Below are 15,940 nucleotides of genomic sequence, written 5' to 3'. Positions count from 1 at the left end.
GACCCCGGCAGAGCGAGCGCCCGAGCGCCCGCGTGCGTCCGCGCGGCGCGGTGTGGGTGAGCGGCTCCGCCGCCGCCCCCCCCCCCCCCCCACCCTCTCGGCTCCGCTCGCGCAGGGGGACCCCCATCACCCGTCGCCCGGGTCTTGTGGGGCTACCGCAGGAAGGGGTCCACCGCCACGGCGACGAACAGCAGCGACACATAGGTGATGGACCAGTGGAACAGGCGCATCTCCTTCAGCTTCACGCCCGTCACCTCCGCCTTGGCGCGGTTCTGCAGGGCGTGCGCCTCCCACAGCCACCAGCCGCCCGCCACCAGCGCGACCAGGCTGTAGAACCAGCCCGTGTAGCCGAGCGGGGTCAGCAGCAGCGAGACGGCGACCATCACCCAGCTGTAGATGACGATCTGCTTGGCGACGACCTTGTTGGAGGCGATGACCGGCAGCATCGGCACCCCGACGCGCGCGTAGTCCTCCCTCACCTTCATGGACAGCGGCCAGTAGTGCGGCGGCGTCCAGAAGAACATCACCAGGAAGAGGACGACCGGCGCCCACGACATCGAGTTCGTGACGGAGGACCAGCCGATCAGCACGGGCATGCAGCCGGCGATGCCGCCCCACACGATGTTCTGCGACGTACGCCGTTTGAGGATCATCGTGTAGACGACGACGTAGAAAAGGAGCGCTCCGAGCGACAGCCAGGCAGACAGCCAGTTGACGGTGAGGCCGAACAGCAGCGTCGAGACGACGGCCAGAGTGATGCCGAAGGCGAGGCACTCGCGCGGGCTGACCATGCCGGTGACCAGCGGGCGCTGCGACGTACGGTCCATGAGTGCGTCGATGTCGCGGTCGATGTACATGTTCAGCGCGTTGGCGCCGCCTGCGGAGAGGTAGCCGCCGACGCAGGTGAGCAGCACCAGGCCGAGGTCCGGCACACCCTGCTGCGCCAGGAACATCACCGGAACGGTGGTGATCAGCAGCAGCTCGATGATCCGCGGCTTGGTCAGCGCCACGAAAGCCTTGACACGGGCCCCGAACGGCCGGTGGCTCGGGCTCTCGCTCGCACCGAGCACCCCCGCTGGACGGGATTCGACGGCCGTCACGCACACCCCTGACAGAGACATCCCAGCGAGCCCCGCCGTGTGAACTCACGGTAAGGGCTCGCGCGTACCACGCCACTGTAGACGTTGCCCAGACCCGGACATTCGCGGGGGTGGGGTCGTGTTGGGGGGCATGCCTTTCGAGAGGTGGTACGGCTCGATTGAGCAGTCAGATGAGCGGCTCCGTATTCATGTGCCGAATGCGATCCGGAGTGGTCGGGAGGCGGATCCCCGCAAGGCCCGGCAGTCTGGAATGACTCGAAAAAATGCACGTCTTTACGGGGGTAGGCTCAGCAAAGGCCGGTGGGCACCCAGTGCACCGGCAGCCGGTTGGGCACGTGCCCGGAAGACCGGCTACCGACATGTGGAGAGGAGCCCTGACTCAGGGTGAGCACCAAGCCGACCACCACAGACCTCGAGTGGACCGAGCTGGACCAGCGGGCCGTGGACACCGCCCGCGTCCTGGCCGCAGATGCCGTACAGAAGGTCGGCAACGGCCATCCCGGTACGGCGATGAGCCTGGCTCCGGCCGCCTACACCCTTTTCCAGAAGGTGATGCGGCACGATCCGGCCGACCCCGAGTGGGTCGGACGCGACCGTTTCGTGCTGTCCGCCGGTCACTCGTCCCTGACCCTCTACACGCAGCTCTACCTGGCCGGTTTCGGCCTGGAGCTGGACGACCTGAAGTCCTTCCGCACCTGGGGCTCGAAGACCCCGGGCCACCCGGAGTACGGGCACACCAAGGGCGTCGAGACGACGACCGGCCCGCTCGGCCAGGGCGTCGCCAACGCGGTGGGCATGGCGATGGCCGCCCGGTACGAGCGCGGCCTGTTCGACCCGGACGCCCCGCTGGGCGAGTCCCCCTTCGACCACTTCGTGTACGTCATCGCGGGTGACGGCTGCCTGCAGGAGGGCATCTCCGCGGAGGCGTCCTCGCTCGCCGGCCACCAGGAGCTCGGCAACCTGATCCTGCTGTGGGACGACAACCACATCTCGATCGAGGGCGACACCGAGACGGCCGTCTCCGAGGACACCGCCAAGCGCTACGAGGCGTACGGCTGGCACGTGCAGCGCATCGCCCCGAAGCCGGACGGCGACCTGGACCCGCACGCCATCTACAACGCGATCGAGGCCGCGAAGAAGGTCACGGACAAGCCGTCCTTCATCGCGATGCGCTCGATCATCGCCTGGCCGGCCCCGAACGCGCAGAACACCGAGGCCGCCCACGGCTCGGCGCTCGGCGACGACGAGGTCGCGGCCACCAAGCGCGTCCTCGGCTTCGACCCGGAGAAGACCTTCGAGGTCTCCGACGAGGTCATCGCCCACACCCGCCAGGCCCTCGACCGTGGCGCGCAGGCCAAGGCCGAGTGGGAGAAGTCCTTCCAGCTGTGGCGTGACAACAACAACGAGCGCGCCGCCGAGTTCGACCGGATCAGCAAGGGCGAGCTGCCCACCGGCTGGGAGGAGAAGCTCCCGGTCTTCGAGCCGGGCAAGGGCATCGCCACCCGCGCGGCCTCCGGCAAGGTGCTGCAGGCGCTGGGCGCGGTCGTCCCCGAGCTGTGGGGCGGCTCCGCCGACCTCGCCGGGTCGAACAACACCACGATCGACAAGGACAGCTCGTTCCTGCCGGCGGACAACCCGCTGCCCGAGGCGAACCCGTACGGCCGCACGATCCACTTCGGCATCCGCGAGCACTCCATGGGCGCGGAGATGAACGGCATCGCCCTGCACGGCAACACCCGGATCTACGGCGGTACCTTCCTCGTCTTCTCCGACTACATGCGCAACGCGGTGCGGCTGTCGGCCCTGATGCACCTGCCGGTGACGTTCGTGTGGACCCACGACTCCATCGGCCTCGGCGAGGACGGCCCGACCCACCAGCCGGTCGAGCACCTGGCCTCGCTGCGCGCGATCCCCGGTCTGAACGTCGTCCGTCCCGCGGACGCCAACGAGACCGCGATCGCCTGGCGCGAGATCCTCAAGCGCTACACCAAGGAGTTCGGCAAGGGCGCCCCGCACGGCCTCGCGCTGACCCGCCAGGGCGTGCCGGTGTACGAGCCCAACGACGACGCCGCGCGCGGCGGTTACGTCCTGTTCGAGGCCGAAGGCGGTGAGCCGCAGGTGATCCTGATCGCCACCGGCTCCGAGGTGCACGTCGCCGTCGAGGCGCGCGAGCAGCTCCAGGCGGACGGCGTCCCGACGCGGGTCGTGTCCATGCCGTCCGTGGAGTGGTTCGAGGAGCAGGACCAGGGGTACCGGGACTCCGTCCTGCCGCAGTCCGTGAAGGCGCGGGTCGCGGTGGAGGCGGGCATCGGCCTCACCTGGCACAAGTACGTCGGGGACGCCGGTCGCATCGTTTCCCTGGAGCACTTCGGTGCTTCCGCCGACGGCAAGGTCCTCTTCCGGGAGTTCGGCTTCACTGCGGAGAACGTGGCCGCCAAGGCCCGGGAATCCCTCGCCGCCGTCCAGCGCTGACGCTCATATACGACACGTAGGAGATGTAATTCCATGACAGACGCACTGAAGCGCCTCTCCGAGGAGGGCGTCGCGATCTGGCTGGACGACCTGTCGCGCAAGCGGATCACGTCCGGCAACCTTGCCGAGCTGATCGACCAGCAGCACGTCGTGGGCGTTACCACCAACCCGACGATCTTCCAGAAGGCGATCTCTTCGGGAGACGGCTACGAGCAGCAGGTGGCGGACCTCGCCGCCCGCAAGGTCACCGTCGACGAGGCCATCCGCATGATCACCACGGCGGACGTCCGTGACGCCGCCGACATCCTGCGCCCCGTCTTCGACGCCACCGACGGCCAGGACGGGCGAGTGTCGATCGAGGTCGACCCGCGGCTGGCGCACAACACGAAGGCGACCGTCGCCGAGGCCAAGCAGCTGGCCTGGCTGGTCGACCGCCCCAACACGCTCATCAAGATCCCGGCCACCAAGGCGGGTCTGCCGGCGATCACCGAGGTCATCGGTCTCGGCATCAGCGTCAACGTCACGCTGATCTTCTCGCTGGAGCGCTACCGCGAGGTCATGGACGCCTACCTCGCCGGTCTGGAGAAGGCGAAGGAGCGCGGTCTCGACATCTCGCTGATCCGTTCGGTGGCGTCCTTCTTCGTGTCCCGTGTGGACACCGAGATCGACAAGCGCCTCGACGCCCTGGGCACCCCCGAGGCCAAGGCGCTGCGCGGCAAGGCTGCCGTCGCCAACGCGCGCCTCGCCTACCAGGCCTACGAGGAGGTCTTCTCCTCGGACCGCTGGAGCGTGCTGGAGAACGCGGGCGCCCGCAAGCAGCGTCCGCTGTGGGCCTCGACCGGTGTGAAGGACCCGGCGTACAAGGACACGATGTACGTCGACGACCTGGTGGCGCCGAACACGGTGAACACCATGCCGGAGGCCACCCTGGACGCGGTCGCCGACCACGGCGAGATCCGCGGCGACGCCGTCGGCGGCACCTACGAGCAGGCCCGTGCCGAGCTCGACGCCGTCGAGAAGCTCGGGATCTCGTACGACGACGTGGTCCAGGTCCTGGAGGACGAGGGCGTCGAGAAGTTCGCGGCGTCCTGGAACGACCTGCTGAAGTCGACCGAGGCCGTACTGGAGCGCCTCGCCCCCTCGGAGGGCTGAAATCTTGTCGAGCAGCAACCCGCTGCGTGACCCCGCAGACCGACGGCTCCCGCGTATCGCGGGGCCGTCGGGCCTGGTCATTTTCGGCGTCACGGGTGATTTGTCACGTAAGAAGCTGATGCCCGCGGTGTATGACCTTGCGAACCGTGGTCTGCTTCCGCCGGGTTTCTCGCTGGTCGGCTTCGCCCGCCGCGAGTGGGCGAACGAGGACTTCGCGCAGGAGGTCCACGACGCCGTCAAGGAGCACGCCCGTACGCCGTTCCGCGAGGAGGTCTGGCAGCAGCTCATCCAGGGGATGCGCTTCGTGCAGGGCACCTTCGACGACGACGACGCGTTCGAGCGGCTGCGCGCCACGATCGACGAGCTGGACAAGGCACAGGGCACGGGCGGCAACTTCGCCTTCTACCTGTCGGTGCCGCCGCGCTCCTTCCCGGTCGTCATCCAGCAGCTCAAGAAGCACGGCCTGGCCGACCAGGAGGGCGGTTCCTGGCGACGCGCGGTCATCGAGAAGCCGTTCGGCCACGACCTGAGGTCGGCCGAGGAGCTGAACAAGGTCGTGCACGAGGTGTTCGAGCCGGACCAGGTGTTCCGGATCGACCACTACCTCGGCAAGGAGACGGTCCAGAACATCCTGGCGCTGCGCTTCGCCAACACCATGTTCGAGCCGATCTGGAACCGGTCCTTCGTGGACCACGTGCAGATCACCATGGCCGAGGACATCGGCATCGGCGGCCGCGCCGGCTACTACGACGGCATCGGCGCCGCCCGTGACGTCATCCAGAACCACCTCCTCCAGCTGATGGCCCTCACCGCGATGGAGGAGCCCGCCTCCTTCGACGCGGACGCGCTGGCCGCGGAGAAGGAGAAGGTGCTCGGCGCGGTACGGCTACCCAAGGACCTGGGCCGCAGCACCGTGCGCGGGCAGTACGCGGGCGGCTGGCAGGGCGGCGAGAAGGTCATCGGCTACCTGCAGGAAGAGGGCATCGACGCCAAGTCGAAGACCGACACCTACGCGGCGATCAAGCTGGAGATCGACAACCGCCGCTGGGCGGGCGTCCCCTTCTACCTGCGCACCGGCAAGCGGCTCGGCCGCCGGGTCACCGAGATCGCGGTCGTCTTCCAGCGGGCCCCGCACTCCCCCTTCGACCACACGGCGACGGAGGAGCTGGGCCAGAACGCGGTCGTCATCCGCGTCCAGCCCGACGAGGGCATCACGGTCCGCTTCGGCTCCAAGGTGCCGGGCACCTCGATGGAGATCCGGGACGTGTCGATGGACTTCGCCTACGGCGAGTCCTTCACGGAGTCCAGCCCGGAGGCGTACGAGCGGCTGATCCTGGACGTGCTGCTCGGCGACGCCAACCTCTTCCCGCGCACGGAGGAGGTCGAGCAGTCCTGGAAGATCCTCGACCCGATCGAGCAGTACTGGGACAAGCACGGCAAGCCCGCGCAGTACCCGTCGGGCACCTGGGGTCCTGCCGAGGCCGACGAGATGCTCGCACGAGACGGACGGAGCTGGCGCCGGCCATGAAGATAGATCTCACGGACACCACGGCCAGCAAGATCAACAAGGCGCTGGTGCAAGGCCGCCGCGCCATCGGTACTCCCGCCGTCGGCATGGTGCTGACCCTGGTCATCGTCACCGACGAGGAGAACGCGTACGACGCGCTGAAGGCGGCCAACGACGCCTCCCGCGAGCACCCCTCGCGCACGCTCGTGGTCATCAAGCGCGTCTCCCGCTCCCCCCGTGACCGCACGTCCTCGCGGATGGACGCGGAGGTGCGGGTGGGCGCGGACGCGGGCACCGGCGAGACGGTGGTGCTGCGGCTGTACGGCGAGGTGGCCGACCATGCCGACTCGGTCGTCCTGCCGCTGCTGCTGCCGGACGCCCCGGTCGTCGTCTGGTGGCCGGTGAACGCCCCGCTCGATCCGGCCAAGGACCCGCTGGGCGCTCTCGCGCAGCGCCGGGTCACCGACACCTACGCGGCCGAGCAGCCGGTACGGGAGCTGTCGGCCCGCGCCGACGCCTACACGCCCGGCGACACGGACCTCTCCTGGACCCGCATCACGCCCTGGCGCTCGATGCTGGCCGCGGCCCTGGACCAGGTCGTGTGCGAGGTGAAGGCCGTCGAGGTGGAGGGCGAGGAGTTCAATCCGAGCTGCGAACTGCTGGCGATGTGGCTCGCCGACCGCCTCGACGTCCCCGTCAAGCGCTCGCTGTCCTCCGGCCCCGGGCTCACCGCGGTCCGCCTGGACACCAGCGGTGGCGCGATCACCCTGGACCGCGCGGACGGCTCGCTGGCCACGCTGTCCATCGAGGGCCAGCCCGACCGTGCGGTGGCACTCAAGCGGCGTGACACGGCCGAGCTGATCGCGGAGGAGCTGCGCCGGCTCGACCCGGACGACACCTACGCCTCGGCGCTGCGGTACGGGGTGGACCGGCTGAACGGGGTGCCCGGGCAGACGCCCGCCGAGGAGGCCGCCGCAGAAGCCGCCGCCGCGCCTGCGAAGAAGACGGCCGCCCGGAGGTCCACGGCCCCGGCTCCCGCGAAGAAGGCGGCGAAGTGAGCACTCCGCAACTGGTCGTGCACCGCGACAAGGAACTGATGGCACAGGCCGCCGCGGCCCGGCTGATCACCAAGATCGTGGACGCGCAGTCCTCGCGCGGCTCCGCGTCCGTGGTGCTCACCGGTGGCCGCAACGGCAACGGCCTGCTGGCCGCCCTGGCGGCCGCCCCCGCCCGGGACGCCGTCGACTGGGGCCGCCTCGACGTGTGGTGGGGCGACGAACGCTTCCTCCCGGAGGGCGACCCGGAACGCAACGTCACCCAGGCCCGCGAGGCGCTGCTGGACGCGGTGCCGCTGGACCCGAAGCGCGTGCACCCCATGCCCGCGTCGGACGGTCCGTACGGCGCCGACGTGGACGCGGCGGCGGCCGGTCACGCCGAGGAACTGGCCCGTGCGGCCGGTCCGGAGAACCACGGCGCCGTGCCCACCTTCGACGTCCTGCTCCTGGGTGTCGGCCCGGACACGCACGTGGCCTCGCTCTTCCCGGAGCTGCCCGGGGTCCGGGAGACGGAGCGCACGGTGGTCGGCGTCCACGGCGCCCCCAAGCCGCCGCCGACCCGTGTCAGCCTCACCCTTCCGGCGATCAGGTCGGCCCGTGAGGTGTGGCTCCTGGCGGCCGGCGAGGACAAGGCGAACGCCGTGGCGATGGCCCTGTCGGGCGCCGGCGAGATCCAGGCCCCGGCGGCGGGCGCGTACGGCAGACAGCGCACCCTGTGGCTCCTGGACGCGGCGGCGGCCGCACAGCTTCCCCGGTCAATGTATCCGCCGGCCTCACCGTAGATCCCGGTAACCGTCCCAGGGGGCTCCGGCCCCCAGGGCGGGGTCGGGACGACTACTTCACCGACCCCGCCATCACCCCCTGCACGAAGTGCCGCTGGAACGCGAAGAACACCATCACCGGCACGATCAGCGACAGGAACGCGCCGGGTGCCAGGACGTCGATGTTGCTGCCGAACTGGCGGATCTGGGACTGGAGTTGTACCGTCAGCGGCTGCGAGGAGCTGTCGGCGAAGAGCAGGGCCACCAGCATGTCGTTCCAGACCCACAGGAACTGGAAGATGGCCAGGCTGGCGATCGCCGGGCGCCCCACCGGCAGGACCAGGCGCGTGAAGATGCGCCATTCGCTGCCGCCGTCCATCCGCGCCGCCTCGAGCATCTCCTTCGGCATCTCGGCGAAGTAGTTGCGCAGCAGGAACACGGCGAACGGCAGTCCGTAGGCGACGTGGAAGAGCACGACGCCGGGAATGGTGCCGAACAGGCCGAGTTCGCCGAAGAGTTTGGCCACCGGCAGCAGGCCGATCTGGACCGGCACCACCAGCAGCGCCACCACCAGGAGGAAGAGCGGCTCGCGGCCGGGGAAGTCCAGCCAGGCGAAGGCGTATCCGGCGAGCGCGGCGATGACGACGACCAGGGTCGTGGCCGGCACCGAGATCAGCACGGTGTTCCAGAACGCCTGGGTCATGCCGGAGTTCTTCAGCAGTGCCGAGTAGTTGTCGAACGACAGTTGCCCGGGGCTCGCCAGGGCCGTCCACCAGCCGCCCTTCGCGGTGTCCTGCGCCGACCGCAGTGAGGATACGAACAGTCCCGCGAGCGGGGTCAGCCAGACCAGGCCGATCACCACCAGGAAGGCCTGGACCAGTCCGTTGCCCAGGCCGCGCCTGACCGTGTTCATTGCCGAGTTCATCGCCGAGTTCATCGCTGACTCCTACGGAAACGGCGGACGTTGAAGACCATCGCGGGGACCACCAGGATCAGGAGCAGCACGCCGAGGGCACTGCCCAGGCCCTGGTTGTTGCCGCCACCGAAGGACACCAGCCACATCTGGGTCGCGAGGACCGTGGCGTCCTCCTGCACCGGTCCCGGCGCGATGATGTAGACGAGGTCGAAGACCTTCATCACGTTGATCACGAGGGTCACGAACACCACGGTCAGCACGGGGGCGAGCAGCGGGACCGTGATCCTGCGGAAGATCTGCCACTCGTTCGCGCCGTCCATCCGGGCCGCCTCCAGCGCGTCCCGCGGGAGTGTGGCCAGACCCGCGCCGATCAGCACCATCGCGAAGCCCGTCCAGATCCACAGGTACGCCCCGATGATCGCCGGCGTGACGAGTGCCGGTCCGAGCCAGGAGATGCCCTGGTAGGGCGGCGCGAAGTTCGACGCGGGCAGCTTCACCGTGTACGAGCCCGCGTGGAGCCCGGGGAAGCGGAAGGATCCGTCGGACGTGGTCGTCGTGCTCGCGACGGACCGGCCGCCGCGCAGCGCCTCGACCGTCACGCCGGGCAGTCCGCTCTCCTTCGCGTCGACCCTGCCCTGCTTCCCTCCCCCGCCGGGTGTGAAGTCCAGGTAGACGACACCGCGCAGTTCGTCCGCGGCGGCCTTCTGCCCGGCCGCGGTGCGGGCGGGCGAGGCGTCCCGGGGCAGGTCCTTGGGCAGCACGCCGACCAGACCGAGGGCCACCGAGTCACCCGGGGCCAGGCGGACGTCTGTCAGGTACGAGCCGTCCCGGCCCCGGGTGAGTCCCTGTCCGTCTCGCGCCCGCGCCGTCGGGTAGGACGACGTGCCCGCGAAGGCGTCGTGCACCGAGACCACGGCGGCATTGAGGACGCCCTTGTCCGGGTCCTCGTCGTAGGCGAGCCGGAAGATGATGCCGGCGGCGAGGAAGGAGACCGCCATCGGCATGAACAGCAGCAGCTTGAACGCCGTGGCCCAGCGCACCTTCTCCACCAGTACGGCCAGGATCAGACCGAGGCCGGTCAGCAGGGCCGGGGCGACGACGACCCAGATGGCGGTGTTGCGGATGGCCTTGACGGTGGCCGGGTCGCGGAACATCTCGGTGTAGTTGTCGCCGCCGACGAAGCGGCTGCCGGAGGCGTCGAAGAAGCTGCGTCCGACGGAGAACAGCACCGGGTAGACGACCAGCGCGCCGAGCAGCAGCAGGGCGGGGAGGACGAAGAGCAGGGCGACGATCCGGCCCCGCCGCCGGGTGCGACGCATGCGGGTCGCACCGGCGGCGGGCGGGCTCGCCTCTTTGTGTACGAGCGTGGCGGTCATCGCAGGTCAGCCCTGGTACGCCTTGGCCGCAGCGGACTCCAGCCGAGCCGCGGTCCCCTTCGGGTCGGACGGGTCGCGCAGGAAGTCCTGGAGCAGCTTCCACTCGCCCGCGCCCTTGGTGCCGCCGAACGCGGCCGGTGCCTGGTCGGACATGTCGAACCGGACCGAGTCGCCCGCCGCGATCAGGGACTTGGCGGTCGCTCGGGTGACGTCATCGCCGTAGGAGGAGAGGTCGAGCTTCTTGTTCGGGGACAGGTAGCCACCGGCCTTGGCCCAGACGGCCGCGGCCTCCGGGCCGGCGAGGTACTCCAGGAGCTTCATCCCGGCCTTGGCGTTCTTGCCGTCCTTCAGCACGACCGCCGCGTCGCCGCCGCTGACCACGGGCGCCGTGCCGCCGTCGACCGCCGGGAACGGGAAGAAGTTCGCGTCCTTGCCGACGGTCCTGCCGAACTGGTCGTGCGCCACACCGGCCACGAAGTCGCCCTCGTAGACCATGCCGGCCTCGGCCTTCGGCCCGAACACCTTCTCCACCGAGCCGGGGAAGTCGGTGTTGAGGGCCTCCTTCTGGCCGCCCGCGACCAGCTGCTTGTCCTTGAAGAGCTTGCCGAGCGTGGTGAGCGCCCGGACCACGCTCGGGTCGGTCCACTTGAGCTTGTGCGCGGCGAGGGCGTCGTACTTCTCGGGTCCGGCCTGGGAGAGGTAGATGTTCTCGAACCAGTCCGTGAGCGTCCAGCCGTCCTGTCCGGCGACCGCGAAGGCGGCGAGGCCCGAGTCGGAGACGGTGTGTCCGGCCTTCAGCATGGCGTCGTACGTCGTCGGCGGCTTGACGCCCGCCTGGGCGAGCGCGTCGGGGCTGTACCAGACGGTCGACTTGTGGGCGGCCTTGAAGTAGAGGCCGTACAGGGTGCCGTCGACGCTGCCGTACTTCTTCCAGACGGGCGCGAAGTCGGCGTCGACGGTCTGTTCCGCGGTCGACGACAGCGGCTTCAGCCAGCCCTTCTTCGCGAACTGCTGGAGCACGCCGACCTGCGGGACCATCACGACGTCGGGGGCGTTGCCGCCCTCGATCTTGCTGCCGACGACCGTGGAGACGTTGTCACCGGTGGACACGAACTGCGTCTTGGCGCCGGTCTTCGCGCTGAACGCGTCGAGCACCTTCTGGAAGTTCTTCTGCTCGCTGCCGGACCAGACTCCGGCCACGGTGACGGTCTGGCCGCTGAGGGCCTTGTCTCCGCCGCCCGCGGAGACCGGGCCGCTGCCGCCGCAGGCGGTCGCGCCGAGCGCCAGGACGAGGGCGGTGCAGCCGGTGAGCAGGGTGGTACGTCGTCGCATCATCGTTGATGTCCCTTCAGGGGGTGGGGAACTGACGAAGGTGGAGCGGGTGGAGCGGGTGGAGCGGAGAAGGATCAGAGACCGGTGCTGTCGCTGATCCACCAGGCGGCCGTGGAGCCGGGGAGCACCCCGGCGGGGCAGGGGCCGCTGGACAGCAGGGGAGTGCCGGAGACCGGCGCGGGTGCTGCGGCCGTACCGAAGTTGACGGCGCAGACGAGGTCGTCGCCGCGGACGAAGGCGAGCACGCCGGGTGGTGCGTCGAGCCAGCGGAGGGCACCTTCGCCCAACTGGTCGAGTGATGCGCGCAGTTGGAGGCCGTCGCGGTACAGGTGCCAGAAGGAGCGGGTGTCGGCGAGGGCGCGGTCGGTGGCGTACTCGGCGAAGTACGACGGCTGCGGCAGCCACGGCTTGGCGCTCTCGGCTCCGGAGGTGAAGCCGAACGGGGAGGCCTGCCCGGACCAGGGCAGCGGCACCCGGCAGCCGTCACGGATGCGGGCGCGGCTTCCGGTGCGGCGGAAGATCGGGTCGGTGAGCACGTCGTCGGGCAGGTCGACGACCTCGGGCAGGCCCAGTTCCTCGCCCTGGTAGATGTAGGCGGCTCCGGGCAGCGCCAGCATCAGCAGCGCGGCGGCGCGGGCGCGGGCGGCGCCCAGGCCGCTGCCCTCGGGGGCGGGTTCGCCGTAGCGGGTGACGGTGCGGACCTGGTCGTGGTTGTTGAGGACCCAGGTGACCGTCGAACCCGTGCCGGCTATGTCCTGCATCGCCTCGGTGACGACCTTGCGGAAGGCGTCGGCGTCCCAGGAGGCGCTCAGCAGGTCGAAGAAGAAGGCCTGGTGGAGCTCGTCCGGGCGGACATAGGCGGCGTGCTCGCGGGCCGTGGGGACCGAGACCTCGCCGACCAGCAGCCGCTCGCGGCCGTCGCGTGCGGTGTACTCCTCGCACACCGCGCGCCAGTGCCGCCACACGTCGTGCACCTCGGGCCGGTTCCAGGCGAGCGGGTTGACCGAGTCGCGGGTGCGGGCGTCGGCCTCTGGGTCGTCGGAGTCGGGCAGCTCGGGGTGCTTGTAGAGGCCGGCTGCGACGTCGATGCGGAAGCCGTCGGCACCCCGGTCCAGCCAGAAGCGCAGCACCCGGTCGAACTCGGCGGCGACCTCGGGGGTGCGCCAGTTCCAGTCGGGCTGTTCCGGCGTGAACATGTGCAGGTACCACTGGCCGGGCCGGCCGTCCGCGTCCGTCACCCGGGTCCAGGCCGGACCGCCGAACATGGCGTGCCAGTTGTTGGGCGGTTCGGCGCCGTCCGGTCCGCGGCCGTCGGCGAAGTGGAAGCGGGCGCGGGCCGGACTGCCGGGCGCGGCGGCGAGCGCCTCGCGGAACCACGGGTGCTCGCTGGAGCAGTGGTTGGGGACGATGTCCAGGAGCACCTTGATGCCGAGCCGCCGGGCGGCGGTCACCAGCAGGTCGAACTCGGCCAGGTCACCGAAGAGCGGGTCGACGTCGCAGTAGTCGGCGACGTCGTAGCCGTGGTCGTGCTGGGGCGAGGGGTAGAACGGGCTCAGCCAGATGCCGTCGACACCGAGCTTCTTGAGGTACGGCAGTCCGGCCCTGACGCCTGCCAGGTCGCCGATGCCGTCGCCGGTGCTGTCCAGGAAGCTGCGGACGTACACCTGGTAGATCACTGCGTCGCGCCACCAGTGGTGGGTGCGATTGCGCTGAGGACTCACCCCGTCGGCCTGTCTGTGCGTGCTTACGGTTATGCATGCATGTTAAGTAGACGTGTCGTGAGGGTGTCAATGAAAAGGCGTAAGCTACCGCGGAGTTGCACTTCGATAGCTGGATATATCGGGACAACTAGGAGGGAGATGAGACCTCGGCGTTACTTAACAAGTAACTAGCGCTGCGAGATGGCGGCCAGCTCCCGCGCCAGCCGTCGCACCGCGCTCTCGGGCGTCTCGCGCCCGGCCAGCGCGTCCTGCACGACCGCCTGCACCACCAGGCTGACCTGGTCGTAGTGCGGGCTCTTGGGGCGCGGGGAGGCGTTGACCACGGCGGTGCGCAGGGTCGGCAGGTAGGGGAACCGACGGATCAGTGCGGGGTCGTGGTAGAGCGAGGCGCGCACGGGCGGCAGGGCGCCGCGCGTGAGGACCTGGCGCTGGACGCGCTCACTGGTGAGGTAGGCGATCAGACGCGCGGCCGAGTCGGGGTGCCGCGCGTGCGTGTTGACGGCCAGGTCGGAGCCGCCGAGGACGCTCTTGCCCGGACCGTCCGGCCCGGGCAGCGGTACGGCGCCGACCTTGCCGGCCACTTTGGAGCCCTTGGCCGAGGCGGCGACGTACGCGTAGGGCCAGTTGCGCAGGAAGAGCAGCCGGCCGTCCTGGAAGGCCTGCTTGGACTCCTCCTCCTTGTACGTCAGCGCCCGCTGCGGGATCCATCCCTCGCGCACCCCGCGCGCGAGGAAGTCGATGCCCTCGCGGGCCGCGTCGGAGTTCACCGTGACCCGGGTGCCCTCGTCGCCCAGGATCGAGCCGCCCGCCGAGTACACGGCCTCGGCCGCGTTGACGGTGAGGCCCTCGTACGGCAGGAACTGGCCCGCGTAGCCGTCCAGCCCGTACTTCGGCGCGATGGTCTTCGCGTCCCGCTCCAGCTCGGCCCAGGTGCGCGGCGGCGGGACGCCCTCCTTGGCAAGGATGTCCTTGCGGTACAGGAGCAGCCCCGCGTTGGTGACGTACGGGACGGCGTACAGCTGCCCGTCGTAGGTGGCCGTGTCGACCACCGGCTTCAGGAATGTCTTCAGCGGGAAGCGGTCGCGCGGCAGCGGCCTGATCCAGCCGGCCGCCGCGAACTCGGTGGTCCAGTTGACGTCGATGTTGAGGACGTCGAAGCGGCTGCGGTCACCGCCGCGCAGGTCGGTGGTCATCTGCGCATGGGTCTCGTCGGCCGAGTCCGGGAGCTCGACGAGGGTGACCCGCTCGGCGGGATGGCTGCGGTTCCAGCCGTCCAGGAGCGGCGCCAGGTAGCCGGTCAGGTCCCCGGCGGTGGCCAGGGTGAGCGGACCGCGTCCGCCTTCGCCGCCCTTGTCGGCGTGCGCGCCGGACGCGACGTAACCGGTCATGACCACGGCGAGGACGAGGAGGCCCCTACCGGCGGCGTGGATCCACCGCATAGGTTCCTCCTTGCACACCCGGCACCGGGCACCCTCGCCCGGGTCAGAGGCCATGTATACCCGTTAGGTATGGGCGATACTAGGGCCTGGCACACATTACGAGAGCGCGAGGAGGACTGCACGAGTGCGCCTGCCCCTCCTGGCACTCCTGGCGCGAGGCCCCGCCCACGGCTACGAGCTGAAGCAGGGCCTTGAGCAACTGCTGGGCTCCGCGTACCCTCAGCCGAACGTCGGCCAGATCTACGTCACCCTCGGCCGCCTCGAGAAGTCGGGGCTGATCGAGGGCGAGGACGTCGAGCAGTCCAGCCGGCCCAACAAGAAGGTCTACCACCTCACCGAGGCCGGGCGTGAGGCGCTGCGCGTCTGGTTCGAGGAGCCCGAGGACGAGCCGCGGGTACGGGACGAGTTCTTCATGAAGCTCGCCGTCGCCCCGCAGACCGGTCTCGCCGACCAGATCGCCCTCATCAACAAGCAGCGGCGCCAGTACCTCAACACCATGCGCAACCTGTCGAAACTGGCGGCGGCCGAGAACCGGGACAACCGCATCGCCCACCTCCTGATCGAGGGCGCGATGCTGCATCTACAGGCCGACCTCGACTGGCTGGAGCGGTGCCAGGAGGAACTGGAGGAGCTGGAATGAGCGACAGCGGCACCACTCCTCTGCTGCGCGCCGAGAGCCTGGCCAAGACCCACCACGGCGAGGGCGCGCCCGCGCACGCCGTGCGCGGTGTCGACCTGCGCGTGACGCGTGGCGAGTTCGTGGCGGTCACCGGCCCGTCGGGAGCAGGGAAGTCCACGCTGCTGCACCTGCTCGGCGGGCTCCAGCGGCCGGACGCCGGCAGCATCTGGCTGGACGGCGAGTGCACCGACTCCTACAGCGAGGCCCGCTGGGCGGTCGAGCGCAGGAAGCGCATCGGGATCGTCTTCCAGTTCTTCAACCTGGTCTCCAACCTGTCGGTCGCCGACAACGTCGAGCTGCCTGCCCTGCTCGCCGGTGTCCCGCCCAGGCGGGCGCGCGCCGAGCGGGAGGAGCTGCTGGCCGAGCTGGGCCTGGCGGGCAAGGAGCGCAGCATGCCCGGTGAGCTGTCCGGCGGCGAGCAGCAGCGGGT

12 protein-coding genes and 1 pseudogene (1 of these 13 running past the window's edge) are annotated in these 15,940 nt (G+C 70.0%); 7 read left to right on the top strand and 6 right to left on the bottom strand.

All coding sequences use genetic code 11. The features are described 5' to 3' along the window. Positions 1-152 precede the first annotated feature (152 nt). On the bottom strand, positions 153-1,106 hold the full coding sequence (locus tag ACFW2E_RS03555; protein WP_384460774.1) for a heme o synthase: 954 nt from the start codon (positions 1,104-1,106) through the stop codon (positions 153-155). Positions 1,107-1,484: 378 nt separating this feature from the next. Here ACFW2E_RS03555 and tkt point away from each other — a divergent pair, with 378 nt between their 5' ends. The 5 genes from tkt to pgl are packed head-to-tail and all read left to right on the top strand — an operon-like array spanning position 1,485 to position 8,068. After that, positions 1,485-3,572, top strand: a complete 2,088-nt coding sequence (gene tkt / locus ACFW2E_RS03550) for a transketolase (protein ID WP_384460724.1) — start codon at positions 1,485-1,487, stop codon at positions 3,570-3,572. 33 nt (positions 3,573-3,605) lie between these two features. After that, positions 3,606-4,724: a transaldolase gene (tal, locus tag ACFW2E_RS03545; RefSeq protein ID WP_384460720.1), complete on the top strand. Its 1,119-nt coding sequence runs from the start codon at positions 3,606-3,608 to the stop codon at positions 4,722-4,724. A 4-nt stretch (positions 4,725-4,728) separates the two neighbouring features. Beyond that, positions 4,729-6,252 (top strand): glucose-6-phosphate dehydrogenase, encoded by a 1,524-nt coding sequence (zwf, locus tag ACFW2E_RS03540; protein WP_384460717.1) that lies wholly within the window; start codon positions 4,729-4,731, stop codon positions 6,250-6,252. Further along, positions 6,249-7,289 (top strand): glucose-6-phosphate dehydrogenase assembly protein OpcA, encoded by a 1,041-nt coding sequence (gene opcA / locus ACFW2E_RS03535; RefSeq protein ID WP_384460714.1) that lies wholly within the window; start codon positions 6,249-6,251, stop codon positions 7,287-7,289. Before zwf ends, opcA begins: the two co-directional genes overlap by 4 nt. Continuing rightward, positions 7,286-8,068, top strand: coding sequence for a 6-phosphogluconolactonase (pgl, locus tag ACFW2E_RS03530; RefSeq protein ID WP_384460711.1), 783 nt, complete (start codon positions 7,286-7,288; stop codon positions 8,066-8,068). The genes opcA and pgl overlap by 4 nt, the downstream gene beginning before the upstream one ends. A 52-nt stretch (positions 8,069-8,120) precedes the next feature. Here pgl and ACFW2E_RS03525 read toward each other — a convergent pair whose 3' ends face one another. The 5 genes from ACFW2E_RS03525 to ACFW2E_RS03505 form a co-directional block, all read right to left on the bottom strand. Further along, positions 8,121-8,960 carry a carbohydrate ABC transporter permease gene (locus ACFW2E_RS03525; protein ID WP_384460772.1) on the bottom strand — a complete coding sequence of 280 codons (840 nt, stop codon included), beginning with the start codon at positions 8,958-8,960 and terminating at the stop codon, positions 8,121-8,123. Positions 8,961-8,980: 20 nt separating this feature from the next. Next, positions 8,981-10,339, bottom strand: a complete 1,359-nt coding sequence (locus ACFW2E_RS03520) for an ABC transporter permease subunit (RefSeq protein ID WP_384460708.1) — start codon at positions 10,337-10,339, stop codon at positions 8,981-8,983. Positions 10,340-10,345: 6 nt separating this feature from the next. Next, a complete protein-coding gene (locus tag ACFW2E_RS03515; protein WP_384460705.1) occupies positions 10,346-11,674 on the bottom strand; it encodes an ABC transporter substrate-binding protein in 1,329 nt (442 codons plus the stop codon). Positions 11,675-11,745: 71 nt separating this feature from the next. Then, positions 11,746-13,392: a glycoside hydrolase family 13 protein gene (locus tag ACFW2E_RS03510; RefSeq protein WP_384460702.1), complete on the bottom strand. Its 1,647-nt coding sequence runs from the start codon at positions 13,390-13,392 to the stop codon at positions 11,746-11,748. A 167-nt stretch (positions 13,393-13,559) separates the two neighbouring features. Then, positions 13,560-14,831 carry an ABC transporter substrate-binding protein gene (locus tag ACFW2E_RS03505; RefSeq protein ID WP_384460699.1) on the bottom strand — a complete coding sequence of 424 codons (1,272 nt, stop codon included), beginning with the start codon at positions 14,829-14,831 and terminating at the stop codon, positions 13,560-13,562. Positions 14,832-14,955: 124 nt separating this feature from the next. Between ACFW2E_RS03505 and ACFW2E_RS03500 the strand changes: the two genes are divergently transcribed. Together ACFW2E_RS03500 and ACFW2E_RS03495 are read left to right on the top strand one after the other, a co-directional pair. Next, positions 14,956-15,471, top strand: a complete 516-nt coding sequence (locus ACFW2E_RS03500) for a PadR family transcriptional regulator (protein WP_384460696.1) — start codon at positions 14,956-14,958, stop codon at positions 15,469-15,471. Beyond that, positions 15,468-15,940, top strand: a pseudogene (locus ACFW2E_RS03495) (ABC transporter ATP-binding protein) (it continues 341 nt past the right edge of the window). The gene ACFW2E_RS03500 and the pseudogene ACFW2E_RS03495 overlap by 4 nt, the downstream one beginning before the upstream one ends.

Origin of the sequence: Streptomyces sp. NPDC058964 (assembly GCF_042741275.1) — a bacterium.
GTDB lineage: Bacteria > Actinomycetota > Actinomycetes > Streptomycetales > Streptomycetaceae > Streptomyces.
The sequence above is the reverse complement of the archived record's forward strand: the minus strand, read 5'-3'. Positions and strand labels throughout refer to the sequence as shown.

Bases quoted from the DNA above. Each gene is read 5' to 3' on its own strand.
- tal (WP_384460720.1), top strand. From the start codon at position 3,606: ATGACAGACGCACTGAAGCGCCTCTCCGAGGAGGGCGTCGCGATCTGG.
- opcA (WP_384460714.1), top strand. From the start codon at position 6,249: ATGAAGATAGATCTCACGGACACCACGGCCAGCAAGATCAACAAGGCG.
- ACFW2E_RS03525 (WP_384460772.1), bottom strand. From the start codon at position 8,960: ATGAACACGGTCAGGCGCGGCCTGGGCAACGGACTGGTCCAGGCCTTC.
- ACFW2E_RS03520 (WP_384460708.1), bottom strand. From the start codon at position 10,339: ATGACCGCCACGCTCGTACACAAAGAGGCGAGCCCGCCCGCCGCCGGT.
- ACFW2E_RS03515 (WP_384460705.1), bottom strand. From the start codon at position 11,674: ATGATGCGACGACGTACCACCCTGCTCACCGGCTGCACCGCCCTCGTC.
- ACFW2E_RS03505 (WP_384460699.1), bottom strand. From the start codon at position 14,831: ATGCGGTGGATCCACGCCGCCGGTAGGGGCCTCCTCGTCCTCGCCGTG.